We start from the raw sequence: 26190 nt of genomic DNA, 5'->3' as shown, positions 1-26190 counted from the left end.
ATCACCCGAGATACCCCTTTCCGCACACCGGCCCGCCGGGCGGGAACGGGCTTCAGGCGTGATCGGGCGGGCATCACGCGTGTCTGGAGGGGCATCACTCGTGATTGCGGGGTCGACACGAGGTCAGGGGAGGGTGGCGCGGAGGGCGAGGATCATCTCGAAGCGGGCGTCCGGGTTTCGGAGGTGGTCCGCGAAGAGGGTTTCCAGCTCCTGGGCCCGGGCACGGACCGTCTGGGGGTGGATCGCGAGGCGGTCGGCGACCTCGCGGACGTTGCCGCACGTCTCCAGCCAGGCGAGCAGCGTTCCCGCGAGCCGGTTGTACTGCTTCGGGGTCAACGACGTCAGCGGGGCCAGCCGGCGGCGGGACACCTCCGTCACGAGGAACGGCTCCTTGCGCAGCCACAACGTCGCGAGATGGTCTTCGCACCAGGTCAGCGGCTCGTCCGGGAGGACCTCCGCGGCCACCAGCCGCAGCGCCTCCTGGGCCGTCGCCAGCGAACGGCCGGCCTGACGCGGCGGGACCGGCGGCCCCACCGCCGCCCGGTGGCCGGCCAGGGCCGCGGTCAGCGCGCTCCGGTCCGCCGGCGCCGGCAACAGCAGCCGCGGGGTGCCGTCTTCGAGGTCCTCCAGTGCGCCCAAGCCGGTGACGTCGGCGGGCCCGTCCAGCGCCACCGCGACGAGCCGGTGCGGCAACGGCCACTCCGCCGCCGTCGCGGCCTCCTGCACCGTCCGTGACGGCGACGGCGGGTCCGCCAGCAGCAGGTCCAGCAGCCGGCGCCGCCGCCGTTCCAGCGCGCCCGCCGCTCGCGCCTGAGCCGCCGCGTGCCCCGCGATCGACAACGCCGACAGCTCGTCGATGTAGGCGAAAATGGCCTCGGCCAGCAGGCACAGCGTTGCCGACGGCACGCCCGCCCGCGTCCCCACCTCCGCCATCCGCCGCCACGTCACCCGCGCGCCCACCCGGTACGCGGCCTGCAGGACGTCGAGGTTGCGGCCCTGCGCGAGCTCGTGCACGCCGAGCCCGACGAACACCTTCCGCCGCTCGTCCGGCAGCGGCCCCGACGCGGCGATCCGGTCGATGAACTGCAGGATCGCCGCCTGGACGCCGGCCCGCAGCGCCTTCCCGAACGCGCCGTCGAGGGGCCGCGCGTAGTCCGGGATGGTCCGCTGGATCTCGCGCAGCACCTCGTCGGCGACGTCGAGCAGCCGCGGCCGGAACACCGCGGCCAGCTCGCGGGGGAGCATGGCCCACAGCTGCCCGGGCCTGCCGTCGCCGCTCAGCATCGGCCCGAAGGCCGTCTCGACGGGCGATCCCGTCATGGCTCACCTCGTCGTTGAAGGGAGTCAGGAACCGAGAAGTGCCTCCGCACGCAGCGCGATCTCCATGTCGAGCCGGTCGTCGGCGTTGTTGAGCCGGTCGCCGAACAGATCGATCAGCTGGTGCATGCGGTACCGGACGGTCTGCGGGTGCACCTTGAGCTTCTTCGCGATTTCGGGGGCGCTGCCGCGGGACTGCAGCCAGATCAGCAGCGTCTCCCCGAGCCGCGCCCGCTGCTTGGGCGTGAGGTCCTTGAACGGCTGCAGGCTGCGCGCGCACAGCTCGCGGACGAGGAACTCGTCGGCGAGCAGCCACAGCGTGGACAGGTGGTCGGTGCAGCGCGTGACCGGCGCGTCCGGCAGCACACCCCGCTGGAGCAGCTTCAGCGTGCGGCGCGCCCACAGCAGCGAGCGCGGCGCGTCGGTGAGCCGCACGGTCGGGCCGATCACCGCGCGCCACCCCGGCAGCCGCTCGGCGAGGTTCCTCAGGTGCTTCTCCGGGGCACCGGTGACCAGGCACGGCTCGCTGCCCTCGAGGTCCACGAGGACGTCGGAGTGCAGGTCCGGTGCGGCCAGGCTGTGCTGGTCGGCGCGGGGTTCGAGGGCGACGACGGTGACTTCCGCCGGCAGGGTCCACTGCGCCGTGGCGGCCTGCGCGGTGATGGTCTGGGGCGCGGACGGCGGATCGGCCAGCAGCAGTTCCAGCAGCCGCCGGCGGCGGCGCGCGCGGGTGCCCGCGGCGCGCGTCTGGGCCGCCGTGTAGCCCTCGATCGAGAGCGCGGAGATCTCGTCGACGTAGGCGAAGATGGCTTCGGCGCTGGTGCACAGCGTGTCCGCGGAGACGCCGGCGGCCTGGCCGAACTCGCTGATGTGCCGCCAGGCGACCCGGCCGCCGACCCGGTAGGCGGTCTGCAGGCAGTCGAGGCTGCGGCCCTCGTTGAACTCGATCTTGCCGAGGTTGCGGAACACGGTCGTCCACGTCTCGAGCGGCACGGCACCGGGGGTGCCGACACTGTCGAGGCACTGGATGATCGACTGCCGGACACCCTGCGTGATGATGTGCCCGAACGCGCCTTCCAGCGGCTGGCGGTATTCGGGCACCGCCCGCTGCACCTCCTGCAGGATGGCGCGGGCGAGCGGGTCGACCCGCGGCTTGAAGCGGATCGCCAGCTCGCGGGGCAGGGACGCCCACAGCCCGATCGCCCCGGAAGCGCGTCCCTGGCGGGGATCCACCGGGCTGCGCGGGGCGGGCGGGTAGGCGGGCCGGGGCCGGTCGGCCGACACGGACTGCTGCCGGTAGGCCGGTCCGGGAGTGCGCTCGCCGGCGTTCGGCCGTCCGGCCCGCAGGGCGGGGGCGGCGAATCCGGTGTCCACGTCGGTCATGTGTTTTATCCTTGCTGGCAACAAAATCGGCCTTGTCGGCGGGACCGCCGATCCGGTTTTTGTGGCTCAGGCAACATAATTTCGCGCGAACGGCACTGTCAACGGGTTGTCCGCTGACTTTGCGGTAACCCGTCCGGACTACACCCGAACGGGTGGAGCGTCGCGAGAGGACGTGACACTTCCGGCGCGGGCGGATGGTGCGCGCGTGACAACTTTTCAGCGGCCCCGATCATCGGTTGTCAGCCGCGTGACGATGTCGTCGAGGGTGAGCCGGGCGGGCGCGGTCTCGGTGAGGAACTCGTGCAGCAGCGCGCAGAACCGGTCCGGGTCGGCCACGTGCGGAAAGTGTTTCACGTTTTCCAGCACGGTCAAGCGGCTGTCCGGCAGCAGTGCGGCCGTTCGGTGCCCGTGCGCGACCGGGATGAGCGGGTCTCGCGCGCCCCACACCAGCAGGACCGGCACCGCTTCGGCCAGGTAGAGCTTGTCCACCGCGCTCGCCCGCTGGCCGCGCAGGTCGATCAGGCTGCGCGCGATGAACAGGAACGCCCGGCGGCGCGCGGGGTCGGCCAGCGAGCCGAAATGCCGGGCCAGTTCCCGGGTTTCGGGCTGGAGCGAACCGCCGAGCCGGCGTCCGAGGCGGGCCGCGGCCCGCGCGAGGGCGAGCGTCAGCCGGTTGACCGCGAAGGCCATTGTGGCCGGTGCGCCCGGCAGGGCGGCGGCCCGCAGCACCGGGCTCACCTCCGGGCCGAGGCCGGCGCTGCCCACCAGCACGAGGCGGTCGCACATTTCCGGGAACTGGTAGGCGAACTGCAGCGCGATGCCGCCGCCGAGCGAGTGCCCGACGACGGTCGCGTGCCGCACCCCGGACACCGCGAGGACGTCCCGCACGGTGCTGGCCAGCGCGCCGAGCCCGTAGTCGGCACGGGGTGCCTCGGATTCGCCGTGGCCGGGCAGGTCGAGGGCCAGCACTCGGCGGCCGAGCCGGGCACAGCGCTCCAGCACCGGCGCCCAGGTTTCGGCGCTGCCGGCGATCCCGTGCAGCAGCACGACCGCTTCGTCGCTCTCGCCTGCGTGAGGCAGGTGCTCGTGCAGCCGGAGGCGACGGCCGTGGAGGGTGAGGGTCTTGACGGTCATGGGCGGCCTTTCTCGCGAAGGGGAAATTAGGGCATCCGACTGCTGCCGCGGATGTGGTGAACGCCACCGCCGGGGAATCACGGACGGGCGTGACAAGTCCGATTGCGAAAAGGCGGCGGCGCGTGCGGGTTTTCGCGGCGTCACCGGGAATGCGTATCGACATTCCGCCGGTATCCGGTAATCCTCGGAGGCATGGTCGCAATGACGCACCGGACGCGCTGATGTCCTGCCGCGCGAGTTTCCATTTCGTTCACCAGGGGCCGCGGCCGGGGTGGTCGGGCCGCCGCCCGTGGCGGCGGGTGCTGCCGATGCCGGTGCGCACGCTGGACCGGATGGTGAGCGTTGCGGGGCACGGGGCCGGCCGCGCCGGATCTCCGGACGCGTCGAAGCCCCCGGCCGCTTGGGGGACCCCCGGTTTCAACGTTACTCGCGGCCACTGACAATTCCGGTCCCGCGCGCGGCCCCGCACCCGGAGTTGTCCCCAAGTCCGGGCCGTACCCGGAGTTGTCCACAGCTTTCGCCGCACCGGCGGCCGCTCAGCCCTCCGGGGGCCGGTGAGCACGCATCAGCCGCTGCGCCCGCAGCGCCAGCTGCATCCCCAAGCGGTCGTCGGCGTCCTTCAGGCGCTCTCCGAACAGCTCCTCCAGCTGGCGCAGGCGGTTGCGGACCGTCTGCGGGTGCACCCCCAGCCGCTGCGCGATCTCCGGCGCACCCCCGCGCGTCTCCAGCCAGGCCAGCAGCGTCTCGCTCAGCCGCTCCCGCTGCTTCTCGCTCAGCGACGCAAACGGGTCCAGGCTCTGCCGGGCCAGCTCGGCCGCCAGGAAGTCCTCGGCCAGCAGCCAGAGCGTCGCGAGGTGGTCGCGGCACCAGATGATCGGGCCGGGGACGTCCGGGCCGGACAGCAGCAGCGCCCGGCGGGCCGTGCGCAGTGCGGCCGGGGCGTCGGCCAGCGGGACCGTCGGGGACACCGCCGCGCGCCAGCCGTCGAGCTTGGCCGTCAGCGGGGTCAGGTCGGTGTCCGGGTCGCTGGTCAGCAGGTACGGCTCCGGCCCGTCGAGGTCGGCCAGGACGCCGTCGCCGAGCAGGTCCGCCGGGAAGTCCGCCGCCTCCGGGCCGCGTTCGAGGGCCACCATTGCCGCCGTCTCCGGCAGCGGCCAGCCCGCCCCGCCGGCCAGGCCCGCGATGCTGCTCGCCGCGCCCTCCGGGGCGCCCGCGATCAGCTCCAGCAGTCGGCGACGCCGGACCGGGACGGCACCCTCGGCCTCGGCTTGCGCCTGCTGGTACCCCTCGATCGCGGTCGCGCACAGCTCGTCGACGTAGGCGAAGATGGCCTCCGCGGCCACCGAGATGACGGCCGGGTCGACGCCGGCGGCGACCACCGCCGGGTGCATCGCGCGCCAGGCCACCCGGGCCCCGATCGTGGCGCTGTCCTGCAGCGCGTCGAGGTTGCGGCCTTCGGTGAACTCGATCCGGCCGCGGCCGCGGTAGAACTCGATCCAGTGCTCGTGGCCCAGCGACGGCTCGCCCATCGAATCGATGCAGTGCTGCACCGCGAACTCGACGCTCTTCACCAGGACCTTGCCGAACACGCCCTTGAGCGGCTGGCCGTAGGCCGGCACCGTGCGCTGCACCTCCTGGATCATCGAGGCCGCCGCGTGCCCGACGTGCGGGCGCAATCCCGCGCCGAGCGCACGCGGCAGCGAAGCCAGCAGGCGAAAGCTGCGGTACTCGACCACCAATCCCCCTTAGAGTGCGTGGGCGCCGAGCGTATCCGACGCACGTGTCACTGAAAAATCAACGATCGGTTCCCGGAAAGGGTGACGCTGACACGTCCTTTTGACACGGACGGGTGCGCGTTCTACGCTCCGTGTCAGTATTTCCGAGGAGCCAATTCCCAGTGGAGGACTGAATTCCCCATGCGCGGTTCCGCTGCCTCGGACAGTTCCGTGTGGTCCCGCCTGCCGCAGGAGCTCGGCGACGCGGTGCGCCCGCGCATCCCCGAGATCGCCCGGGCCTGCATCGACGCCATCGCCGCGGAGATTCCGGATTATTCCGAGAAATTCGGCGACGGCCCTGGCCGCGCGACCGCGATCGAGCTGGCGCGGCGCGGGATCGAGCGGGACGTCGACCGCGTCGGCACGCCGTCGCTGTGGCAGGCCGACCGGCTGGCCGGGTTCCGCGGCCACGGGCGCGACGCGTTCCACAGTGGTCTCAGCCGCGAAGCCGTGCAGGCGGCGGTGCGCGTGTCGAGCCGGGTCACCTGGCGGTGGATCGCCGACATCGCGCGGGAAGCGGGCCTGTCCGGTGACGTCCTGTACGGCGCCGCCGAGGGGATGTTCGCCGACGTGGAGACGTCGATGGCGGCCGTCGCGGAGGGATACAGCGCGGCCGAGGCCGCGGTGGCGGGAAGCGGCGAACGGCACCGGCGCCTGCTGCACGCGCTGCTCGGCGGCCGGACACCGTCGGAAGTGGACGGTCTGATCGCGGTGTCCGGGCTGCCGGTGCCCGAGCGGGTGGCGGCGGTGGCGTTCCGCGCGCTGCCGGGCGCCCCGGAGCTCCCGCCCGGCCTGCTGCCGGAGCACGTCCCGGCGGACCCGGCCGGCGACCCACCGGCCGCGCTGACCCCGGCCCCGGACGTGGACCTGATCGGCCTGACGGGCCTGCCCCCGGGCTGGACGGCGGCGGTCGGGCCGCTGGTCCCGCCGGCGGAGGCACCGGAATCGTTCCGCATCGCCCGCCGCGCGGTCGACCTCGCCGCCCGCGGGCTGCTGGACGTCCCGGGCCCGGTGATCTGGTGCCGCGACCACGTCACGACGTTGCTGCTGCTCGCGGACGAGTTCCTGGTCGGCCAGCTGGCCTCGACGACGCTGGAGCCGCTGGCGGGGTTGCCCGAGCGGCGGCGGGAGCACCTGGCGGAGACGCTGCTGGCGCTGGTCCGGACCCGCGGCAGCGCGCCCGAGCTGGGCCGGTTGCTCGACCTGCACCCGCAGACGATCCGCGCGCGGCTCAAGAAGCTGGGCGAGTTGTTCGGGGAGAAGCTGGACGACCCGTCGGAGCGGCTGCGGCTGGAGCTGGCCCTGCTGGCCGAACGGGCGCTGCCGGACCGCGGCTGACCGGCCCGGACGCGTACCTGGACGGACGGCCTGCGTGCCTGGAGGGTCAGCCTGCGTGCCTGGAGGGTCGGGTTGCGTGCCTGGAGGGTCGGGTGGGTGGGGCTGCTGGGGGAAAACGGTCCGGTGGGTGGTTGTCCGGCTCTAGGCTGCCGGACATGACCGGATTGCTCACCGAGCGCCTGCGCCAAGCCTCCGACAACGCCGTCGCCATGTGGAGCACCCTCGCCCGCGCCCGGGGGGACCACGTCGAAGACCACCCGGCCTTCACCGTGATCGACGGCCGCCGGTTCCGGATCATGCTGCGGACCGCCGCGCCCGGCGCCGCTGCCGTCGAGGAGCTGACCGAACTCGCCGGGAAGCGCCGCGCGGACGGGCGGACCGTCGTCGTGGAGGACCCGTTCCGGGTGCTCGACCTGACCGGGCTCGGGATGTCCGCCGGGCAGCTGCCGGTGATGGCCCGCGAGGCCGGCTCCGCCCCCGAAGCCGAAGGCGTCGAGCGGATCGGAACCGCCGACGGCCTGGCCGAAGCCGAAGACCTGATCGTCCGCGGCTTCCCGCTGGAGGAGTACCAGCCCCACCGGCCCGGCAGCGTCTTCCCGGCAGGCCTCCTCGACCAGGCCACCGCGTTCTTCCGCAAAGGCGCGCAGGGCGCGTGCCTCACGATGGCCCACGGCGGTGTCGGCGGCGTCTACTGGGTGACCACGCTGCCCGAGCACCGCTCGAAGGGCGTCGGGCGCGCGCTGATGCACGCCGTCCTACGGCACTTCGACGACCTGCCCGTCACGCTGACCGCCTCGAAGCTCGGGCGGCCGCTCTACGAGAAGCTCGGGTTCGCCACCCTCGGCGACGCCAACTGGTGGCGCTGACGGGAACACCCACCGCCGGTACCCGAACCAGCGGAACGCCGTCCCGGCCAGGGTGCCCAGCAGCATCCCGGCGACGAAGTCCGCGACCTCCTGCGTCAGGTGATCCACGTGCGGCACCGACAGGTGCAGCACGTACCGCGACACCAGCGCGGGCACGAGGTTCACCGCCACCGCGCCCGCGTTGACCGCGAAGAACAGGGTCGCCTCCCGCAGCCGCCGGTGGCCGCCGCGCGAGGCGAACGACCAGCGGCGGGACAGCAGGTACGCGAACGCCGTCGAGACGACCGTGGCGATCGCGAGGGCCGTCACCGGCTTCTCCCGGCACACGGTGAGCTTCAGGCTGTAGTCGCCCAGTAGTGTGACCCCGTACGCGGCCAGGCCGACGACGGCGAAGCGGAGCAGCTCTCGCGGCTCTGGCATGGTTCCTCCAGGTGACGCCGGAACGGGTGGAGGTTTTCGATGGCACGCACGGGCGGTGAGGGCGAACTCCCCTCGGTCGCCGAGCTGGTGAACCTTTCGCAGACGAAGCCGCTGATGATCCGCGGTGAACTCGACGCGAAGCTCGCCGAAGAAGCGGCGGCCACCGAGCCCGATCCCATTCCCGATCCGCTGGCCATCCTCGACGCCGAGCTGGCGACGAGCGAGGACGATGACAGCCGTCCGCGGGAGGCGCCGCCCGCCGACCGGTCCCGCCGCGCGAAGCCGTACGTCCTCGCCGCGGGGGCGGCCGTCGGGCTCGGGCTGGCCGCGGTCGTGCTGCTCCAGCCGAGCCAGGTGGGCGGGACGGCCGTGCCGCCGCCCGACGCCCCCGCGCCGGTCGTGCCGCCGCCGCCGACCTCCAGTCAAGCCGTGGAGACCATGAGCGCCGCCGCCTCCGCGCCGCCGCTCACCGCCGAGGTCCGGCACACCACGGCGGAGACCACGAGCGCGCCGCCCGGCGCGGGGCGCAAGCCCGCGGCGCCCGAGCCGACCCCCACCCCGACCTCGGCGTCGCCGGAGGACCAGTGGCGCTCCTACGTCAGCTCGGTGATCAGCTCGTGGCAGCAGCACCCCCGCGGCGGCCGGAGCCGCTGATCAGCAGTTCGCCGTCGCCGGTTTCCCGGCGATCCGGTCCCGCACGAAGGCCAGGACGTCGGCGTTGCCGGTGTAGACCAGCGTGATGTGGTCGGTGTCGTAGGTCTTCCAGGTCTCCTGGACCCCGGCCGCGCAGTAGGTCTTGTGCAGGCTGTCGGCCTGCGCGAACTGCACCAGCTGGTCGCCGGTGGCGTGGTAGAGGAACACCGGCACCCGCGGCGGGGTCCCGCCGAGCTTGTTCTCGTTCAGCCGCGCCACCCACGCGGGCTTGATGTAGCCCGGGCCGGTCGTGTAGTCCGCGATCTTCTGGTTCGCGTACGTCGTGAGCAGCTCGAACGTGCACGCGCTCTGCTTCATCTCGGCCAGTTTCGCCCGGCCGTTGTCGCTGAGGAACGAGTCGAGCTGAAGCTCGGGGTACGCCTGGTCGAGGCCGAGCAGGGCGTAGGCGAACACGCCGAAGCCGAACTTGCCGTCGAGCTGCAGCGTCACCTGGACCAGGTCGGCCGGCACGCCGCCGGCCGCGACGCCGACGAGGTTCAGCTCCGGCGCGTACGACGGCTGCAGCTCACCCGCCCACGCCGCGGCGCCGCCACCCTGGGAGTACCCGCGGAAGACGACCTTCGCCGACGTCGACAGCCCGGCCGCGCCGAGCCGCTGGGCCGCGCGGACCGCGTCGATCACCGCGGGCCCTTCGGACCGGCCCACGACGTACGTCGTCTTCGGCGCCGGTTGGTAGCCCTCGTAGTCCGGGACGGCGACGGCGTACCCCGCGTCGAGCAGGTCGTCGAGGCCGGGCTGCTCGTAGAAGGCGCCGATGTCGATCATCTTCGACGGGGTGCAGGCGAACGCCGGGCCGTGCGTGCCCGGCGCGAACGCGACGATCGGCGCCGTCGCGCGGTCGGCGGTCTTCGGCACCAGGACCGTGCCGGTGACGGCGTCGGGCTGCCCGAGCGCGTTCGTCGACAGGTACATCACCTGCCAGGCGTCGACGGACGCGTGCCGGGGGCCGGCGTTCGACGGTCGCCACCGGATGACGTCACCCGGCCGGCCCGCGGGCAAGGGCGAGGGCGGCACGTAGAAGGTGTCGTCGGGCGGCGCGGGCTCGGCGGTGGCCACAGCGGGGGCGAATGCCGTGGTCAGGACCAGCGCCACCAGCGTGGCGAGCACACGGCGGGCGCTCACGCGCCGCTCCCGTAGACCCGCTTGCAGGTCGCGGACTCGCTGAAGGCCAGGTCGAGTTCCGGGTTGGCCTTGAGGTCCTTGATCGGGCCCTCGGGATCGGTCAGCTTGCCCATCGTCGCGTCGGCTTCGGAGATGACCTGGCGCAGGCTGGGCTGGTCGGTCACCTTCGCCTGCGCCATCCGGGTCTTCGTCTCGGCCAGCTTGCTCTGCGTCTCGGTGAGGTTGCCGGTGGCTTTGTCCACAACGGACTGTCCATCCGGGACAGGGGGGACGCCGGCCGTGCGCAGGCCGCCCGCCATGTCCTCCAGTGCGGAACCGAGGCGCCCCAGGAAGTCCACCATCGCGTCGCGGGTCTTCACCGGGTCGGCGTCGTCGACGGCGGGCGGCTGCGAGAGCTTCGCCGAGCCCGCGGCCACGCCGGTGCACACCTTGTCGACCCAGGCGAGGGCCGCGGGGTCGGCGTGCCGTCCGGGGTCGGGCGGGGCGTCGGAAGCGCACGCGGCGCACGACAGGAGCGCGGCCACCGACATCACGAGCACCGCGCTGTGCATTCTTTTCATGGGTTTCGAAGCTACGCGCCGCGCTCGCGCGCGAGCAAGAAGAGAATGGCCGGTTGGCATGTGCGTAAACATTTCGAGGACCGGCTTTGTTACGTGCATCAGCGGTTCGTCGTTGCCCCTGTGCTGGGGAAACCTTCCCCGGCCTGCTAGGAAACCAGGTGGTCTGGCGTGCCGGTGTGACAATTTGCGGTGCCCGTGTGGCCTTTTTACCGAAAGCCCTTGATCGGCGCCATCGACGCTCGTTAGCTTACGGTCCGGCCGCGATTGCAGAGAACGCGCCGCCGTTTCGTATCACTGTTGATACACGGAAGGACCATCGTGAGTCACCCAAGAGGCAAGAAGATGACGGTCGCGGCCGCCGCGGCCGCGGGTGCGGTGGGGCTCGTCGCCACCGCGCTCGTCGCCGGGGCGCAGACCAGCGCCGCCGACCCGATTTCGCTGACGCTGAACTACCACTGCACCTTCCCGCTGGTGGGTTCCCAGTCGCTGAAGGTGGTGATCAACACCGACCTGCCGACCACGGTGAACACCGGGCAGCCGACCGGCGCGTTCGACATCAAGGCCGTGTCCACGATCAACGCGGACACCGTCAGCGGCCTGAGCCTGATCGGCGCCACGACGCTGGAAGGCACCGCCACGGCGAGCGCGACCGTCGCCGCGCCGAGCCTCAACCTGCCGGTCAGCGTGCCGATCACGCTGGACAAGACGAACATCCCGGCGTCCGGTGAGATGAACATCAACGCGGCGGGGAAGACGCCGTCGCTGACGTTCACCCAGGCTGGCCAGGCGAAGATCACCGTGGGCGACCTGAACCTCAAGGTCACCCCGCGCAAGGCCGACGGCTCGGTCACCGGCATCACGCCGGACGGCACGATCGACGCGCCCTGCACGCAGGACAGCGGCCAGAACAACACGCTGGCCACGATCACCATCAACGGCGGCGGCGGGACGACCACCCCGCCCGCCACGACCCCGCCGGTCACGACGCCGCCGACGACCACCCCGCCGGTGACGACCCCGCCCACGACCACGCCGCCGGGCGGGGGCATCAAGTACTCCTTCGGCATCACCGGGCAGACGGCGCTGAAGTCGCTCGGCAGCACCGCGCCGATCACCGGTTCGTTCGACGCCGACGTCAACCTGTCGGCCAAGACGTTCACCGGCAACCTGCAGCTGAACCCGACGCACACCGAGTTCAAGCTGTTCGGCTTCCTGCAGGGCAGCTCGGACGTCAAGGTCGTGCAGAACGGCCCGCAGACCGGGGAGCTGGTGGGCACCGGCTTCAAGGCGCACATCAAGTTCGACACGTTCCTCACCACGGTCAACCTGTTCGGCATCCCGATCAGCACCGACCCGAAGTGCGGCACGACCAGCCCCTCGACCAGCGAGATGACCACCGGTCCCGACTTCGACCTGCTCAAGGGCGGCAAGCTGTCGGGCACGTACTCGCTGTCCGCGCTGCAGAACTGCGGTCCGTTCAACGACATCGTCAGCGCCTTCGCCAAGAGCGACGGCAACTCGCTGGACCTGACCCTCGCCAAGAAGTAGCCCGATCTGCCGGCCCCCGCTGCGCGCTGACCGTGCCGCGGCGGGGGCCGGTGCCACGTCCCGCAAACCTCGAGAAAGGGAGCGCCCGTGCGGATCGCCCGGTCGTTGCTCGCCGCCTGCGTGCTCGCTTCCGCCGTCGCCACGCCCGCGGCGGCGTCGACGCCGGTCGACAAGGAGCTGACGTTCACCTGCCCGTTCCCGTTGATCGGCAGGCAGCAGCTGGCCGTGGAGATCAAGGCCGCCTTCGAGGTGCCGTCCGCGCCGGGCGGGACGTTCACGACGGGGGACCTCGCGGTCTCGGTGACGGTGCCGGACAAGTCCGCCCGTGGCCTGGCCCTGGTCGGCGCGGCGAGCATCGAAGGGACGGCGTCCGCAGGGGTGACGCTGGCCAACGGCCCGCTGACGCTGCCGCTGAGCCTCCCGTTGACGGTGGCGAAGACGGCGGTGCCGCCGTCGGGGGCGTTCACCGCCACGGCGTCCGGTTCGGTGCCGCCGGTCCAGCTGCCGAACGCGGGGAAGACGACGCTGACCATCGGCGGGTTCAGCACCCGGCTGACGCCGAAGAAGGCGGACGGTTCGTTCACCGGGCTCGGCTCGTTCACCTCGGAGTGCACGCTCGACCCGGGCCAGGACCCGGTGCTGCTCGGCTTCGAGCTCGGCAGCACGCCGACCCAGCACCGCTACACCGTGGCGGGGTCGACGGCGGTGAAGGCACTGCGCTCGACCGCCCCGCTCACCGGATCGCTCGCGGCAGGCCCGGAGTTCGCGACGGCGTTCGACAGGACCGGCGCGGAGTTCAAGGCGTTCGGGTTCGTGCCCGGCCGCGCGGACCTGCAGTTCACCCCGGACGGCCCGCAGACCGGCGAACTGCGCGACGGCGGGTTCACCGCGCACTCGGCGTTCACGCTGGCCTTGCCGCAGGTGACGCTCTTCGGGCTGCCGGTCGCCGACCCGGGCTGCCGGGCGGGCGCGCCCATCCCGGTCGACCTGCGCACCGGCAGCGGGTTCGCGGTGGCGACGGGCGGTCCGGTCACCGGCACGTACACGATCCCGCCGCTGACCGGCTGTGGCGCGTTCACCGCGTTCCTGAGTTCGCTGGTGCAGGGTGAGGGGAACACATTCGCCCTGACGTTGACCGCGCGCTGACGGCCGCTCACTTCCCGCGGCGCGACCGACGACAAGCTGACGCTGCGAACGCAGGTGCTGTCCGCGGCGACCCGCACGCAGCTCGTGGCCGCGATCGCGGCGACGCACTGGCGGGCTGGGCGAGCGTCGGCAGTACGCCGGTGCTGGACCTGTTCCGAACGGCTCAGCGGGACCGGAACATCAACCTGAACCCGGCACCCGAGCAGACCAGCGCGGCCAGGAACAACCCGCCGTGCCCGAAGTCGCGCGCGACCACGTCCCCGGCGAGCTGCGCCACGAGGTCGACGACGCCGAGCCCACCGGCGACCGCCAGCGCCGGACGGGCGCCCTTCACCCCGCGGCGGGCGGCGTGGACGAGCAGCGCGAAAGCTCCCGCGCAGACGGCGAACACGAGCACGGCGACCGGCAGCGGGACCGCTCCGGTGACCTCGCTCCGGTGACCGGTCAGGCGGCCGGCGAGGGTGCCGAGGAACCAGCACGCCGTCGCACCCCACCAGGCGAGCGCGGCGGACCGGGGCATCCGCGCAGCGTATGCGGGATATGTCCGGTCCCGGCACGGGCGGCACCCGAACCGTTATCGATCCGGTGTCCCACCGGGGTGCTATAAAACGCTACCCCGGTGGGACCGGTTCCACGGCCGTAGGCGGCCGCGGCCGGTGCCGCTAGGGTTGATCGTCTGGATGTGCTGGCTCAAGAGCAGCCGAACGGGAGACGCCGGTGACCGCCGCGCTCGACTCATCGTGGGATCCCCGCACGCGCCTGCGGGTGCTCCTGATCGAGGACGACGACGGCGACGCGCTGCTGGTCGAGGAGATGCTGGCGGACACCGACGTGCCGTACGCGCTCGAACGCGTCGAGACGCTCACCGCCGCGCTCAGCGGCCCGCTCACCGCCGACTGCGTCGTGCTCGACCTGCAGCTGCCCGACGCCATGGGCTTGGGCGGCCTGACCAAGCTCGGGCAGCACGCGCCGGGGGTCGCGGTGGTCGTCCTGACCGGGCAGCACGACCAGGCCACCGGGGTCGCCGCGGTCGCCGCCGGCGCGCAGGACTACCTCGTCAAGGACCAGGTCGACGGCCCGCTGCTGGTGAAGGCCCTGCGCTTCGCCCGCGAACGCAAGCGCGCCGAGCAGGTCGAGCAGCAGTTCCTCCAGCAGCAGCTGCTCGCGCGAGAGAACGCGCGGCTCGAACGCGGCCTGCTGCCCAGCCCGCTGCTGCGCGACCCCCACCTCGACCTGGCCGCCCGCTACCGGCCCGGCCGCAACGGCTCCCTGCTCGGTGGCGACTTCTACGACGCGATCGAGCTCGCCGACGGCACGGTGCACATGATGATCGGCGACGTCTGCGGCCACGGGCCGGACGAGGCCGCACTCGGCGTCGCGCTGCGGATCGCGTGGCGCTCGCTGGTGATGGCCGGCCTGCCGATGCCCGACGTGCTGAGCATGGTCGAGCGGGTCCTGGTGCACGAGCGGATCGAGCCGCTGTTCGCCACCGTCTGCATGGTCGTCGTCGCGCCGGACCGCAGGTCCCTGCGCCTGTCGCTGGCCGGGCACCTGCCGCCGCTGCTGCTCACCCCGGGCGACGGGCACCTGCTCTCCCGCGAACGCCTGGGCGTCCCGCTCGGCGTCGTCGAAGGCGCCAAGTGGGACGCGGTGGACGTGCCGCTGGAACCGGGGTGGTCGCTGCTGCTGTACACCGACGGCGTGTTCGAGGGCCGGGTCGGCGCCGGGTCCGAACGGCTGGGCCACGAGCGGATGGCCGAGCTGGTCCTCGACATCAAGCGGGAGACCGGGATCCACAGCCACGCCCTGCTCGACGAGCTGATCGCCCGGGCCGAACGGCTCAACTCGGGCCCGCTCGACGACGACGTCGCCCTCGCCCTGCTCAGCCACGACCCCGAAGCCCACGACCCGGAAGCCGAGGCCGATGAGCGTTGACGCACGCGGCCGGCCGATCCGCCGCCGCCTGGCGCTGCTGGCCGCCGTCGAGACCGTGCTGCTGGTCGCCGCGCTGATCGCCGCCGGCATCGCGCTGAACAACCTCGCCGAAGCGCGCACCCGCCTGCTCGACGTGGTCGCGCCGCAGCGGCTGGCCGCCATCCAGCTGTCCACCGCGCTGCTCAACCAGGAGAGCGGGGTCCGCGGCTACCAGCTCGGCCGCCAGCCGGCGTTCCTGGTGCCCTACACGGACGGAATGCGGTCGCAGGCCGACGCCGTCGCGCAGCTGCGGCAGCTCGGCGCGGCCCCGGGCACCCGGATCGGCGACGACCTCGACGCCGTGCTGCGGGCGGCCACCGCCTGGCAGGCCGCGGCCGCCCCCACCATCGCCCCCGACGCGCCGCCGGTCACCGCCGACCAGGTCGAGCGCGGCCGGACGCTGTTCGTCGACGTGCGCCGGGCACTCGACGCCCAGCTCGACCACCTCGCCGCGCTGCGCGACAGCGGCCGAGCGGACCTCGACGCGGCGGCGAGCTTCCTCAACGCGATGTTCGTGGTCGTCGGCGTGCTGGTCCTGGTGTTGTTCGCGATGCTGTTCTTCGGCCTGCGGCAGGTCGTCACCCGGCCGATCCTGCGGCTGGCCGCCGAAGTCCGCCGGGTCGCGGATTCCGACATCCACCGCCCGGTGAGCGGGAGCGGGCCGCGCGAGATCGTCCAGCTCGGCGCCGACGTCGAGGCGATGCGGCAGCGCATCCTCGACGAGGTCGCCGAGCTCGAGCAGGCGCACGCCCTGCTGGACCGGCGCACGCGGGAGGCGGAGGAAACCAACGCGATGCTGGACCGGCGCACGCGCGAGGCGGAAGAAACCAACGCGATGCTCGACCGGCGCACGCGCGAGCTGGAGCGGTCCAACGCCGACCTGGAGCAGTTCGCCTACGTCGCTTCGCACGACCTGCAGGAGCCGCTGCGGAAGGTGGCCAGCTTCTGCCAGCTGCTCCAGCGGCGGTACCAGGGCCTGCTCGACGAGCGGGGCGAGCAGTACATCGAGTACGCCGTCGACGGCGCGAAGCGGATGCAGACCCTGATCAACGACCTGCTGGCGTTCTCCCGGGTCGGCCGGAAGCCGGGCGAGCACGTCGTGGCCGACGCGGGCGCGCTGGTCGACGACGCGATCGCGAACCTGGAGGTCGCGCTCTCGCTCAGCGGCGGCAAGGTCTCCCGCGGCGACCTGCCGGAGGTCCGCGTCGAGCCGGCGCTGATGACGGCGGTGTTCCAGAACCTCATCGGCAACGCGCTGAAGTTCAAGGGCGAGGCGCCGCCGGAGGTCCGGGTCACCGCCGAACGCGACGGCGGCGACTGGGTGTTCTCCGTGACGGACAACGGGATCGGCATCGACGCGGAGTACGCGGAACGGGTGTTCGCGCTGTTCCAGCGGCTGCACACGCGCTCGGCGTACCCGGGCACCGGGATCGGCCTGGCCCTGTGCCGCCGGATCGTCGAGTACCACGGCGGCCGGATCTGGCTCGACACCGAGGCCGCGGACACCACCTTCCGCTTCACCCTGCCGGCTCTCGAAGAGGGGGAGACCGCATGACCGAGGCGCCGACCCCGATCGACATCCTGCTCGTCGAGGACGACCCGGGTGACGTGCTGATGACCCGGGAAGCCTTCGCGCACCACAAGATCCGCAACCCGCTGCACGTCGCCGAAGACGGCGTCGAAGCGCTGCGGTTCCTGAAGCGCGAAGGGCCGTTCGGTGCGGCGCCGCGGCCGGGGCTGATCCTGCTCGACCTGAACCTGCCCCGCAAGGACGGCCGGGAACTGCTCGGCGAGATCAAACAGGACCCCGGGCTGTGCACGATCCCGGTGGTCGTGCTGACCACGTCCGAAGCGGAGGAGGACATCCTGCGCAGCTACGAGCTGCACGCCAACGCCTACGTCACCAAGCCGGTCGACTTCGAGAAGTTCGTCGAGGTGGTCCGGAAGATCGACGATTTCTGGGTGACGGTGGTGAAGCTCCCGCACAGGTAGCCGTTTGGCGGGGAGTGCGGCACGATGGGAGGCCATGACCTCTTCGCCGCCGGACCTGCCGGCCACCGAGCTGGCGGTGACGCTCGACTGGCGGGGCCGCGCCGCGGTCCTGGCCGTGGCGGGGGAGATCGATCTGGTCAGTGCGCCGGAGTTCGGGGAAGTCGTCGACGTGGTGCTGGCCCGCGGGCCGGAGAAACTGGTGGTCGATCTGCGCGAGGTGACGTTCTTCTGCTCGGCGGGGCTGCAGGTGCTCGCGGCGGCCCACCGCAGGCTGGCCGAGCGCGCGTTGTGCGTGGTGAGCGATTCCCCGGTGACGTCGGGTCCGTTGAAGACGACCGGGCTCGACACGTGGATCGGCGTCCACCCGACCGTCGACGAAGCACTCACATGAGGCCGGAACCGTTCCGCTGCCACGACGTCCCCGCGGCGCCGGGCGCCCTCCGCCGCCTGCGGCACGAACTGATGGCGTGGGTGCTGGCGGCGGGCGTCGACGAGGACCGGGCCGGCGACATCGTGCTGGCCAGCTACGAGGCACTGGCGAACGTGGCGGACCACGCCTACGACGGTGTGGACGGCGGTCTCGTCGACGTCGACGCGTCGGTGTCCCCCGGCCGGCTCGAGGTGGTGATCACCGACCACGGCCAATGGCGCACCCCGGTACCGGACACCCGCCCGGTTTCGTTGCGGGGCCGGGGGTTGTTGCTGCTGCGCGCGAGCGCCGACCGCGCGGACATCACCTCCGGCGACTCCGGCACGGTCGTCACCCTGACCTGGGACCTCGACCCCGTCACCCCCTGACCCAAGCGCCCCAAGGCGGCCTTGGTTGCGTCTGACGCACCCAAGGCGGCCTTCGGTGCTCCGTCCATGCCCCCGCCACCACCCTCAACGGAGGCGCTTCGCGCCGCAGTGCCAATTCAACGCACCGAAGGCCACATTGGGGCGCTAGTGGACGACGGCTCCGGTCTTCGGGTCGAGGGTGACCTTGCGGGCCTTCGGCCACCAGAAGTCGAACATCCCGTTGAGCGAATTCGCGCGCGTGTCGAACGACGAGTCGCCGATGCGGCCGGTGAACCAGTTGTCCTCGATGAACTTCAGCACCGACGTCTGGTCCGTCAGCGTGTGGTCGACGTGGTTGACCTTGCTGAACGGCGAAACCACCAGCAGCGGCAGGCGCGGGCCGTAGCCGCAGCGGTCGGCGTACGTGCCCAGCGTCGTCGCCTTGGCCGTGCAGATCGCCTGGTCCTGCGAAGCGTCGTGCGAGCCGTTGATGATCGGCGACTTCTGGTGGTCGTACCAGCCGTCGGAGTCGTCGTAGGCCAGCACGATCGCCGTCGACTTCCAGTCCGGGGACTGCTGGATCTTATTGATCTCGCTGACGACGAACTGCTGCTCGTCCAGCGGGTCCGAGTAACCCGCGTGGCCGTCCTGGTACTCCGGGGCCTTGAGGAAGCTCACCGCGGGCATCGAGCCGGCCTGGAGCGAGTCGTTGAAGTCCGAGATGTCGTACTGGTGGTTCGCGCGGTCGGTCTGGCCGATCGCCCGCACCGAGGACGGCGGGACGTGCTTCGGGTTCGCCGTCGACGGGTAGTACTGGAACGGCTCGTGGTGCGGGCTGTAGTCGACGACCGCGTTGCCGCCGATGTTCGTGTGGGTCTGGCCGCAGACCGCGTACCCGTTGGCCGAGCCGGTCGGGCGGAAGCCGCCCTGGAACCAGCCCCAGGTGACGTGGCGCTGGTTGAGCAGGTCACCGATGTTGCGGCCGTGCATGGTGGCCAGGTTGTCCTTGCTCGTGTGGTTCTTGCCCGAGCAGTCGTCCCAGGCCGGGTCCGGGTCGTTGATCATCGTGCCGACGCCGCTGGAGTCCGGTGACTGCACCGCGTAGGCGTCACTGACCGGCTCGTGCGTCACCGGGTCGACCGCCTGGACGCCGTGGGTGTTGCCGGAAATCAGGTCGATCGCGCCGGGGCTGGACGGGCCGAACACCGTGTTGAACGAGTTGTCGTTCAGGGCGTAGTGCTGGGCGTAGTTCCACATGCCGGTGACGGTGTTGCCGTCGTAGTAGTCCATCACCAGGCCGGGCTCGCCGAACAGGATCGGCTGCCCGGTGCACTTGTCGGTCTCGGTCTTCTCGACGAACTTGTCCATCTTGCCGCCGTCGAAGGCGGCCTGCTCGGCGCCGTAATTGTGGTTCTGGTCGCAGGTCAGCGCCTGCTCGTGGGTGAGCCGCTTCGGGTTGTAGGCGTTGGGGTTGGCGGTCAGCAGCTGGTGGTCCAGGCCGTTGACCTTCGGGGTGCCGTGCGCGGCGGTGAACGGGGTGCCGTCGGTGTTCGCCGCGTTCGGGTAGGTGCCGAAGTAGTGGTCGAACGAGATGTTCTCGCCGAAGATGACGACGACGTGCTTGATCGGCGTCGACGTCGGGATCCAGTGCGCGGGGAACAGGTTCAGCGGCTGGGCGTCCGCGGTGGTCGCCGCGGAGCCGGTGACGACGGCCAGCGCGGCGGCCGAGGCGAGGGCCCCGGCGCCGAGCAGCCCGCGTCGTCGCCGGCGGGTCTTTCTATCCACAGTGGATTCCTTTCGTGGTGGGGATGGGGTCGTCAGGCGAGCAGGGCGCGCCCGAAGTGGTCGTCCGGGCCGGTGACACCCGGCAGCGCGAAGAAGTAGCCGCCGCCGAACGGGGAGATGTAGTCGGTCAGGGGTTCGCCGGCCAGCCGCGTCTGGACGGCCTCGAACTGGCGCTCGAGGTCCTGCTGGTAGCAGACGAACAGCAGGCCCATGTCGAGGTTGCCGTTGCTGTCGACGCCGCGGTCGTAGTTCACCGCGCGGCGCAGGATCCGGCTGCCGTCGGTCTCCGGCGTGCGCGGGTTCGCCTTGCGGATGTGGCTGGTCAGCGGGATGACCGTGCCGACCGGGTCGTCGGCGTACCGGGGGACGTCGGTTTCCTGGGTGCCGTCGAGCGGGGCGCCGGTGTCGCGGCGGCGGCCGAACATGTTCTCCTGCTCGGCCAGGGAGACCCGGTCCCAGAACTCGACCAGCATCCGGATCAGCCGGATCACCTGGTAGCTGCCGCCGGCGGTCCACGCGGGTTCGCCCGTCGTCCACACGAGACCGTCTATTTCGGACCCGTTGGGGTTGGCGGTGCCGTCCTTGAAGCCCATGAGGTTGCGGGGCGTGCCTTCCGGGCGCGGTGGGGAGCTGAAGCCGTTGAGCTTCCAGCGCAGCTGCATGCCACCGCGGGTGGCGCGCGCGATGTCCCGCAGCGCGTGCAGGACGGTGTCGGTGTCGTTCGCGGACAGGATCAGGCTGAGGTCGCCGTGGCACTGGGCGGGGTCGAGGGCGTCGTCCGGGAACGTCGTCATCGGCTTCAGCTTGGCGGGCTTGAGTTTCGCGAGCCCGTACCGGTCGTCGAACAGGCTCGCGCCGACGCCGAGGATGACGCCGAGATCGCTGCCGGGCACGACGGGCCCGAGCACCCCGGAGTCGGCGGGCGGCGCGGTGATCCCGAGCGACGCGGGCGCCCCGCCGGCGGTGAGGAACCGGGCCCGGTCGGTGATCGCGCGGAAGAGCTCGGTGAGCTCGGCCTTGGACTCGGCGACGGCGTCGAAGGAGGCGACGATGGTCTGGGACGGCGGCTTGCGGAGGATGGCGGCCTGGTGGGGGCCGTGGAAGGGCACCGGCGAGCTGCCGTCGGTGACGGTCGCGGAGGAAGCTCCGAGCCCGGCCCCGGCGGCCACGGTGAGCCCGGCCCCCATCGCGGCCCGGCGCAGGAACGAACGGCGGGGGACGCCGGTTCCGGCGATCGGCCCGTGCGGCGAACCCGAGGTCCGGTTCCCACGAGGCGTCACGAGGTCCTCCTCGGCTCGGCGATCGCCGCGATCGGGGCCAGCAGTTCGGTCAGCTCGCCCACGTCCGCGTTGAGCTTCTGCCGCTGCTGCCGGCCCAGCTCCGCCGGCCGCAGCCACGTGCCGTCCGGCCGGCGCGCCGCGTCCAGCGCGGACTGCGTCCGGTTCAGCCAGCTGTCCACTTTGGACAGGTCCGGGTATCGCGGCGTCAGCAGCGGCCGCAGGACGTCCAGGACCGCGCGGGTGCCGTCGAGGTTGGCGCGGGCCGTGGCCAGGTTCGTGCCGCTGCCGTAGTCGGTGCGGCCGGTCAGTTCGAACTGCAGCATGTTCTCCATGATCTCGTGCGCGCGCAGCCCGAGGTCGTTCCCGTCGACCTGGCTGTCGGCGAAGGACGTCTGCAACGCGTGGGCGCCGGTGTCGAGCTGGTCGGCGACGGCGGCGAGCCCGCTCAGGTCCTCGCCGCGCCAAAGGCCCTGCTCCAGGCGGTGGAAGCCGGTGAAACCCGGGTCGGCCGCGCCGCCCGGCAGGCCGTCGGCCGTGCCGTTGAGAGCGCCGTCGGAGTCGCCGAACGCGTCGTAGGCCGCGCCCAGCCGCTCGTACGTCAGGTGCGCGGTCACCCACGCGGCCTGGCTCGCCGCGCGGTCACCGCCGTGCACCGCGTTCTTCAGCGCGCCGGTGTTCGCCACCAGCTCGCCGAGCCCCGCCGTGACGTGCTGCTGGTAGGCCTTGAGCGGCCCGAGCAGGTCGTCGTGCGTCACCGGCGCGACGCCCGGCCCGGTCCGCTCGGCGCCGCCGGTGATCCGCACGGACGGCCCGACGATCGCGCCCGCGTCCTCGGGCAGGCAGCGGAACGCGTAGCTGCCATTGCCGAGGTTCACCTGCAACGGCCGGGTCGTCGCCGCGCCGAGGCCCTCGACCTCGCCGTAGATCACGCCGGTGGCCGGGTCGATCAGGTCGACCTCGGCCGTCACCGACCCGGTGTTGTGCAGGCGGAACGTCTGCGGTCCCGGCTTCGGGTCCGTCCAGCCGGTGCCGCACGCCGAGCGCGAGACCGCGATCTCGGGGTCGACGGCGGCCGCGTCGTCCGGCCAGAACGCCACGACGGCGCCCGCCGCGGCGGCCACGACCACGGCCACCACGATCCAGCGGGTACGCACTGACCCCGGCACGCGCACTCTCCCGTCACTCGATCGGACCATCACCGGTCACGGATTATGCGAGCCTAACGCCCGCAAAACCGCATCGGATCCTGTCGAACGAGCGAAATTCACCCGGACTTCAGCGGGGCGCCCACGAAACGGGGAGGATTCAGACGTATCTCTGTGCCAGATCTGTCTGGTTCGGGTACTTAGCCCGGTTGTCCGGGCTCACGGAAGAGGCGCACCGGTCTCCAGCAGCGTCTTCAGGCTGGACAGCAGGGCCGGCCACCCCTGGCTGCACATCTCGAGCGTCGTGCTGCCGGGGTCGAAACCGTCGTGGAGCACGGTCAGCTTCACCATTTCCCCGTGCGGCTCGATGGTGAACGTGACTTTGCTCCGGCTTTCCCGCTGCAGTTTTTCCAGCGTTTCTTCGTCGATACCGTTCGCTTTCGCCCAGTCGGCGGTGAAAGTGTGCCAGGTGTACGCCAGTCGCCGGTGGGGTTCCGATTCGAGCACGATCTGTTCGGGATCGCTCGATTTCGCGCCTCGTTCGGCCCACGTCATCGGCGAGCCCTTTTTCCAGTCGGTTTCGAAGGAGACACCCCAGTACCGGCTCGTGAACGCCGGATCGGTAAGCGCTTGCCAGAGTTTCTCCGGCGTCGTGCTGATGTAGGTGGTGTAGGCGAAGTCGTTCATCGGTGCGGACTCCAGTGCTCGTTTGAGATCGGCCAGCGCGCCGGCCCGCCGCCGGTCGTAGCGGGTCATCCAGCGCTCGGCGATCGCGTTGATCGGGCCTGCGTCGAGGTAGTGCAGCTTCTCCCGGCCACGCCAGGTGGTGGTGATCAGCCCGGCCGCCTCGAGCACGGCCAGGTGCTTGCTCACCGACTGGCGGGCCATGTCCAGCCCCGCGCACAGTTCGCGCAGGGTCTGGCCGTTGCGCTCGTTGAGCACGTCCAGCAGCCGGCGGCGGCTGGGGTCGGCCAGTGCCTTGAAGACCTCGTCCATCGCGCCTTCCGTCGATATGCAGCCGTCCGGCTGCCTTTCGACGATAGGCAGCCGGACGGCTGCATGTCAACCGGGGCTCACCGGAAGCGGATCACCGTGATACCCGCGAGGACGAAGAACACGAGGACGACCAGCGTGCCGGTCTGCCCGCCGGACGAGCGGGTCACGACCTGGTCGACGGCCCCGGTCAGCCGCACGCCGCACTCGGCGATCACGGTGTGCGGCCCGGCTTCGATGCGGGTGAACTCGACCGGTGCGGTGAAGGCGCCCGAGCTGTCGGTGTAGGCGGTGCCGACCTCGGTGCCGTCGGACACCAGCGTCACCATCCGGCCCGGCAGGCAGCCCTTCCCGGACGCCGAGAGCGCGTCGCCGGGCTTGATGCTCGGGTGGTCGAGCACCAGCTCGCCGGGCTTCGGCCCGGTGGTGGACGTCGTCGGGGTGCCGGGCGTGGCCGGCGGGGTCGTCGCCGTCGTCGGCGGCGTGCTCGTGGTCGGCGCCGGGGTGGTGGTCGTCGGCTTGGCCGGAGTCGTGGTGGTGCCCGGCCGGGTCGGGCGCGTGGTCACCGGCGGGGGCGGCGTGGTCGTCACCGGCGGCGGGGGCGTGGTGGTGGGTGTGCCGGTCACGGTGAACCGGCTGCCCGCGCTGAGCGGGCCGCCGGTCCGGGCGTTGGTGCACGTGCCGGTGACCGGGTAGGTCCCCGGCTGGGCGCCGCCGGGCACGGTGGCCGCGACCGTCCCGCTGGTCTCGGTGAGGGTCGCGTTCGCCGACCACATCGGTGTGCCGTTCCAGGAAAAGGTGACCGGCCCTTTGCAGGGGTAGAAATTCCAGGAAATGGTGAAGGAACTCCCGGCCTGGCCGCTCGACGGTTTCAAACCAACCGACGATGTGTATTGTGCGTTGGCGGTGCCCGCCCCGGCGAGCAGAAGCAACGTTCCGGCCACGGCGCCGAAAAACAGCCGAACCACGGATCGCATTGGGACGTCCCTCCCCGGTGTGTGCTCGCTGTAGCATTCCGGACCAGTCGGATAACGCAAGTAGGGGTGCCCAATGGGACGTGTCATCGCGGCGGGGGTTGCGTTGGGTTTGTGCGCGGTGCTGCTGGGCGCGCCACCGGCGTCGGCGGACTCCGGCTCCCTGCGGCTGCAGGTGTCGATCGACCAGCGCCCGATCGAGGACGCCACCGTCGCGATCGATCCGGCGAGCCAGGTCGAGCTGCAGGTCGTCGCGACCAACTCCGGCACCGCGCCGGTGAAGGTCCGCAGCGTGCGGCTCTCGGGCGTCGCCCTCGCGTTGACCTTCTTCGCCTACGACACGACCGCGCCCTTCGAGGTGCCGGCCCGCGGCTCGGTGTCCCGGACGTTCGTCCTCGACCTCGGTGACCTGGCCGGGCAGGCGACCGGGTTGCTGCCGTCGTCGGTCGAGCTGCTCGACGCCGGCCGCGTCACGCTGGGGGAGGCGACGACGGTCGCCGACGTCCGCGGCTCCTTCTGGTCGGTCTACGGTGTCTTCGGCCTGGCGATGCTGGTGCTGACCATCCTCGCGTGGGTGACCGCGCTGCTCGCGCTGGCCCGGCACCGGCTGGCGCCCAACCGCTGGCGCCGCGGCGTGCGGTTCCTGCCCGCCGGGTTCGGCACCGGCCTGGTCGCGGTGATCAGCCTGTCGGTGCTGCGCCTGGTCCCGCCCGAGCCGGCGGTCGAGATCCCGGTGGTGCTCGGCGCGGCGGCGATCGCGTTCCTGCTCGGCTACCTGACCCCGCACCCGGCCCCGCCCGCGGTGACCGAGAGTGACAAGACGGTCCGGCTCACGGTCCCGTCCACGCAGGAGTTCACCCGATGAGCGCACCGGCCGAGCTGGTCGCCGCGCTGCCGCAGTACGACATCGGGGAGTCGATCGGCGAGGGCGGCATGGGCGTGGTGTTCGCCGGTGTGCACCGGACGCTGGGCCGCAGCGTCGCGATCAAGCAGCTGCCGTGGGACGTGCTCAACCACGCGGCGAGCAGCGAGCTCTTCGACCGCGAGGCGCGGGTGCTCGCGAGCCTGGACCACCCGCACATCGTGCCGGTGTACGACTACGTCCGCACCGGCCGCGAGCACCTGCTGGTGATGGAGCGCCTCGACGGCGGGACGGTGCACAGCCGCTTCCACGGCGGCGGGGTGAGCGGCGAGCAGGCGTGCGCGATCGGGCTGGCGATGCTGGCCGGGCTGCACGCGGCGCACCGGGCGGGCGTGCTGCACCTCGACGTCAAGCCGCGGAACCTGCTCTTCAGCACGCAGGGCGTGGTGAAGGTGGCCGACTTCGGCATCGCCCGGGTGATCAGCGAGGGCGCCACGCTGGTGACGCACGGTGGCGAGATCCTCGGAACACCGGCGTACATCGCCCCGGAGCAGGCGATGGGCAACGCGCTGAGCCCAGCGGCCGACGTGTACGCGGCGGGCACGGTGCTGTACGAGCTGCTGTCGGGCCGGCTGCCGTTCGACAACACCCGCGGCGCGATCAGCATGATGCGCCAGCACATGTTCACCGACCCGCAGCCGATTTCCGGGGTGCCGTCGCCGATCGCCGGGGTGGTGATGCGCAGCCTGGCCCGCGAGCTGGACGCGCGGTACCGGGAGGCGGAGTCGTTCGCGGCGGACCTCGCCGCGGCGGCCACGGTCGTGTACGGGCCGGGGTGGCTGGAGCGGTCCGGGGTGCCGGTGCTGCACCTGACGCCGCGGGTGATCGCGGGCCTGAATTCGGCGACTGCTCCGGCGGCGCCGGGGGAGGCGAGGACGCGCCCGGTGGCGCGGCCGGGTGCCACGCTGGTGGGAGCGCCTGACGGGCAGGCCGGGCTGGGTGCCGAGGGCACTGGGTGGCCCGGCAGCCCGGGCGGCGCACGTGGTGCCGGGGTCGCCGGAGCGGGCCGGCCTGGCGGCGAAGGC

The 26190-nt window shown here is 72.0% G+C and carries 25 protein-coding genes; 12 read left to right on the top strand and 13 right to left on the bottom strand.

Annotated features, from left to right (window positions below; genetic code table 11):
* Positions 1-123: 123 nt before the first annotated feature.
* The 4 genes from IE317_RS30350 to IE317_RS30335 all read right to left on the bottom strand — a co-directional run bounded on the left by IE317_RS30350 (position 124) and on the right by IE317_RS30335 (position 5573).
* Positions 124-1320 (bottom strand): helix-turn-helix domain-containing protein, encoded by a 1197-nt coding sequence (locus IE317_RS30350; RefSeq protein ID WP_191314775.1) that lies wholly within the window; start codon positions 1318-1320, stop codon positions 124-126.
* A gap of 24 nt (positions 1321-1344) precedes the next feature.
* On the bottom strand, positions 1345-2700 hold the full coding sequence (locus IE317_RS30345) for a helix-turn-helix domain-containing protein (protein ID WP_191314774.1): 1356 nt from the start codon (positions 2698-2700) through the stop codon (positions 1345-1347).
* Between the two features lie 216 nt (positions 2701-2916).
* Entirely contained in the window at positions 2917-3834 is a 918-nt protein-coding gene (locus IE317_RS30340) for an alpha/beta fold hydrolase (protein ID WP_191314773.1), read from the bottom strand.
* Positions 3835-4370: 536 nt separating this feature from the next.
* Positions 4371-5573 (bottom strand): PucR family transcriptional regulator, encoded by a 1203-nt coding sequence (locus IE317_RS30335; protein ID WP_191314772.1) that lies wholly within the window; start codon positions 5571-5573, stop codon positions 4371-4373.
* Positions 5574-5750: 177 nt separating this feature from the next.
* On the opposite strand from IE317_RS30335, the gene IE317_RS30330 reads away from it, so the two are divergent.
* Positions 5751-6947 (top strand): helix-turn-helix domain-containing protein, encoded by a 1197-nt coding sequence (locus IE317_RS30330; RefSeq protein WP_191314771.1) that lies wholly within the window; start codon positions 5751-5753, stop codon positions 6945-6947.
* A 155-nt stretch (positions 6948-7102) separates the two neighbouring features.
* On the top strand, positions 7103-7813 hold the full coding sequence (locus IE317_RS30325) for a GNAT family N-acetyltransferase (protein WP_191314770.1): 711 nt from the start codon (positions 7103-7105) through the stop codon (positions 7811-7813).
* On the opposite strand, the gene IE317_RS30320 is transcribed toward IE317_RS30325, so the two are convergent.
* A complete protein-coding gene (locus IE317_RS30320; protein ID WP_191314769.1) occupies positions 7703-8233 on the bottom strand; it encodes a GtrA family protein in 531 nt (176 codons plus the stop codon). The two genes, IE317_RS30325 and IE317_RS30320, sit on opposite strands and share 111 nt — an antisense overlap.
* A 39-nt stretch (positions 8234-8272) precedes the next feature.
* On the opposite strand from IE317_RS30320, the gene IE317_RS30315 reads away from it, so the two are divergent.
* Complete coding sequence (locus IE317_RS30315) at positions 8273-8887, top strand: hypothetical protein (RefSeq protein ID WP_191314768.1); 615 nt, start codon at positions 8273-8275, stop codon at positions 8885-8887.
* Here IE317_RS30315 and IE317_RS30310 read toward each other — a convergent pair whose 3' ends face one another.
* Together IE317_RS30310 and IE317_RS30305 are read right to left on the bottom strand one after the other, a co-directional pair.
* A complete protein-coding gene (locus tag IE317_RS30310; protein WP_191314767.1) occupies positions 8888-10069 on the bottom strand; it encodes a lipase family protein in 1182 nt (393 codons plus the stop codon).
* The gene (locus tag IE317_RS30305; RefSeq protein ID WP_229903004.1) at positions 10066-10629 is read right to left on the bottom strand and encodes a hypothetical protein; all 564 of its coding nucleotides are present in this window, start codon (positions 10627-10629) and stop codon (positions 10066-10068) included. The genes IE317_RS30310 and IE317_RS30305 overlap by 4 nt, the downstream gene beginning before the upstream one ends.
* Before the next feature lie 318 nt (positions 10630-10947).
* Between IE317_RS30305 and IE317_RS30300 the strand changes: the two genes are divergently transcribed.
* Both IE317_RS30300 and IE317_RS30295 read left to right on the top strand, forming a co-directional pair.
* Entirely contained in the window at positions 10948-12177 is a 1230-nt protein-coding gene (locus tag IE317_RS30300) for a DUF6801 domain-containing protein (protein ID WP_191314766.1), read from the top strand.
* Positions 12178-12264: 87 nt separating this feature from the next.
* A complete protein-coding gene (locus tag IE317_RS30295) occupies positions 12265-13323 on the top strand; it encodes a DUF6801 domain-containing protein (RefSeq protein ID WP_191314765.1) in 1059 nt (352 codons plus the stop codon).
* A 163-nt stretch (positions 13324-13486) separates the two neighbouring features.
* Here the strand turns inward: IE317_RS30295 and IE317_RS30290 are convergent, their stop codons facing one another.
* The gene (locus tag IE317_RS30290) at positions 13487-13843 is read right to left on the bottom strand and encodes a hypothetical protein (protein ID WP_191314764.1); all 357 of its coding nucleotides are present in this window, start codon (positions 13841-13843) and stop codon (positions 13487-13489) included.
* A gap of 197 nt (positions 13844-14040) precedes the next feature.
* Between IE317_RS30290 and IE317_RS30285 the strand changes: the two genes are divergently transcribed.
* From IE317_RS30285 to IE317_RS30265, 5 genes are read left to right on the top strand one after another with little or no spacing between them, the layout of a single operon-like run.
* Entirely contained in the window at positions 14041-15258 is a 1218-nt protein-coding gene (locus IE317_RS30285; protein ID WP_191314763.1) for a PP2C family protein-serine/threonine phosphatase, read from the top strand.
* Positions 15248-16852, top strand: coding sequence for a sensor histidine kinase (locus tag IE317_RS30280; RefSeq protein ID WP_191314762.1), 1605 nt, complete (start codon positions 15248-15250; stop codon positions 16850-16852). The genes IE317_RS30285 and IE317_RS30280 overlap by 11 nt, the downstream gene beginning before the upstream one ends.
* Complete coding sequence (locus tag IE317_RS30275) at positions 16849-17289, top strand: response regulator (protein WP_191314761.1); 441 nt, start codon at positions 16849-16851, stop codon at positions 17287-17289. The genes IE317_RS30280 and IE317_RS30275 overlap by 4 nt, the downstream gene beginning before the upstream one ends.
* A gap of 34 nt (positions 17290-17323) precedes the next feature.
* On the top strand, positions 17324-17680 hold the full coding sequence (locus IE317_RS30270) for an STAS domain-containing protein (protein ID WP_229903003.1): 357 nt from the start codon (positions 17324-17326) through the stop codon (positions 17678-17680).
* Positions 17677-18087 (top strand): ATP-binding protein, encoded by a 411-nt coding sequence (locus IE317_RS30265; RefSeq protein WP_191314760.1) that lies wholly within the window; start codon positions 17677-17679, stop codon positions 18085-18087. The genes IE317_RS30270 and IE317_RS30265 overlap by 4 nt, the downstream gene beginning before the upstream one ends.
* Before the next feature lie 144 nt (positions 18088-18231).
* On the opposite strand, the gene IE317_RS30260 is transcribed toward IE317_RS30265, so the two are convergent.
* The 5 genes from IE317_RS30260 to IE317_RS44765 form a co-directional block, all read right to left on the bottom strand.
* Positions 18232-19851: a phospholipase C gene (locus IE317_RS30260; RefSeq protein WP_191314759.1), complete on the bottom strand. Its 1620-nt coding sequence runs from the start codon at positions 19849-19851 to the stop codon at positions 18232-18234.
* 32 nt (positions 19852-19883) lie between these two features.
* Positions 19884-21038 (bottom strand): Dyp-type peroxidase, encoded by a 1155-nt coding sequence (locus IE317_RS30255; protein ID WP_191314827.1) that lies wholly within the window; start codon positions 21036-21038, stop codon positions 19884-19886.
* 89 nt (positions 21039-21127) lie between these two features.
* Positions 21128-22285: an EfeM/EfeO family lipoprotein gene (locus IE317_RS30250; protein WP_191314828.1), complete on the bottom strand. Its 1158-nt coding sequence runs from the start codon at positions 22283-22285 to the stop codon at positions 21128-21130.
* A gap of 210 nt (positions 22286-22495) precedes the next feature.
* Positions 22496-23272 (bottom strand): ArsR/SmtB family transcription factor, encoded by a 777-nt coding sequence (locus tag IE317_RS30245; RefSeq protein ID WP_191314758.1) that lies wholly within the window; start codon positions 23270-23272, stop codon positions 22496-22498.
* Between the two features lie 77 nt (positions 23273-23349).
* The gene (locus IE317_RS44765; RefSeq protein ID WP_229903002.1) at positions 23350-24045 is read right to left on the bottom strand and encodes a hypothetical protein; all 696 of its coding nucleotides are present in this window, start codon (positions 24043-24045) and stop codon (positions 23350-23352) included.
* Positions 24046-24319: 274 nt separating this feature from the next.
* Between IE317_RS44765 and IE317_RS30235 the strand changes: the two genes are divergently transcribed.
* The gene (locus IE317_RS30235) at positions 24320-25108 is read left to right on the top strand and encodes a hypothetical protein (RefSeq protein ID WP_191314757.1); all 789 of its coding nucleotides are present in this window, start codon (positions 24320-24322) and stop codon (positions 25106-25108) included.
* A partial coding sequence (locus IE317_RS30230; RefSeq protein WP_229903001.1) for a serine/threonine-protein kinase occupies positions 25105-26190 on the top strand: 1086 nt, incomplete at its 3' end. The genes IE317_RS30235 and IE317_RS30230, both read left to right, overlap by 4 nt.

It is taken from the genome of Amycolatopsis bullii, from assembly GCF_014654205.1.
Lineage (GTDB): Bacteria > Actinomycetota > Actinomycetes > Mycobacteriales > Pseudonocardiaceae > Amycolatopsis > Amycolatopsis plumensis.
The sequence above is the reverse complement of the archived record's forward strand: the minus strand, read 5'-3'. Positions and strand labels throughout refer to the sequence as shown.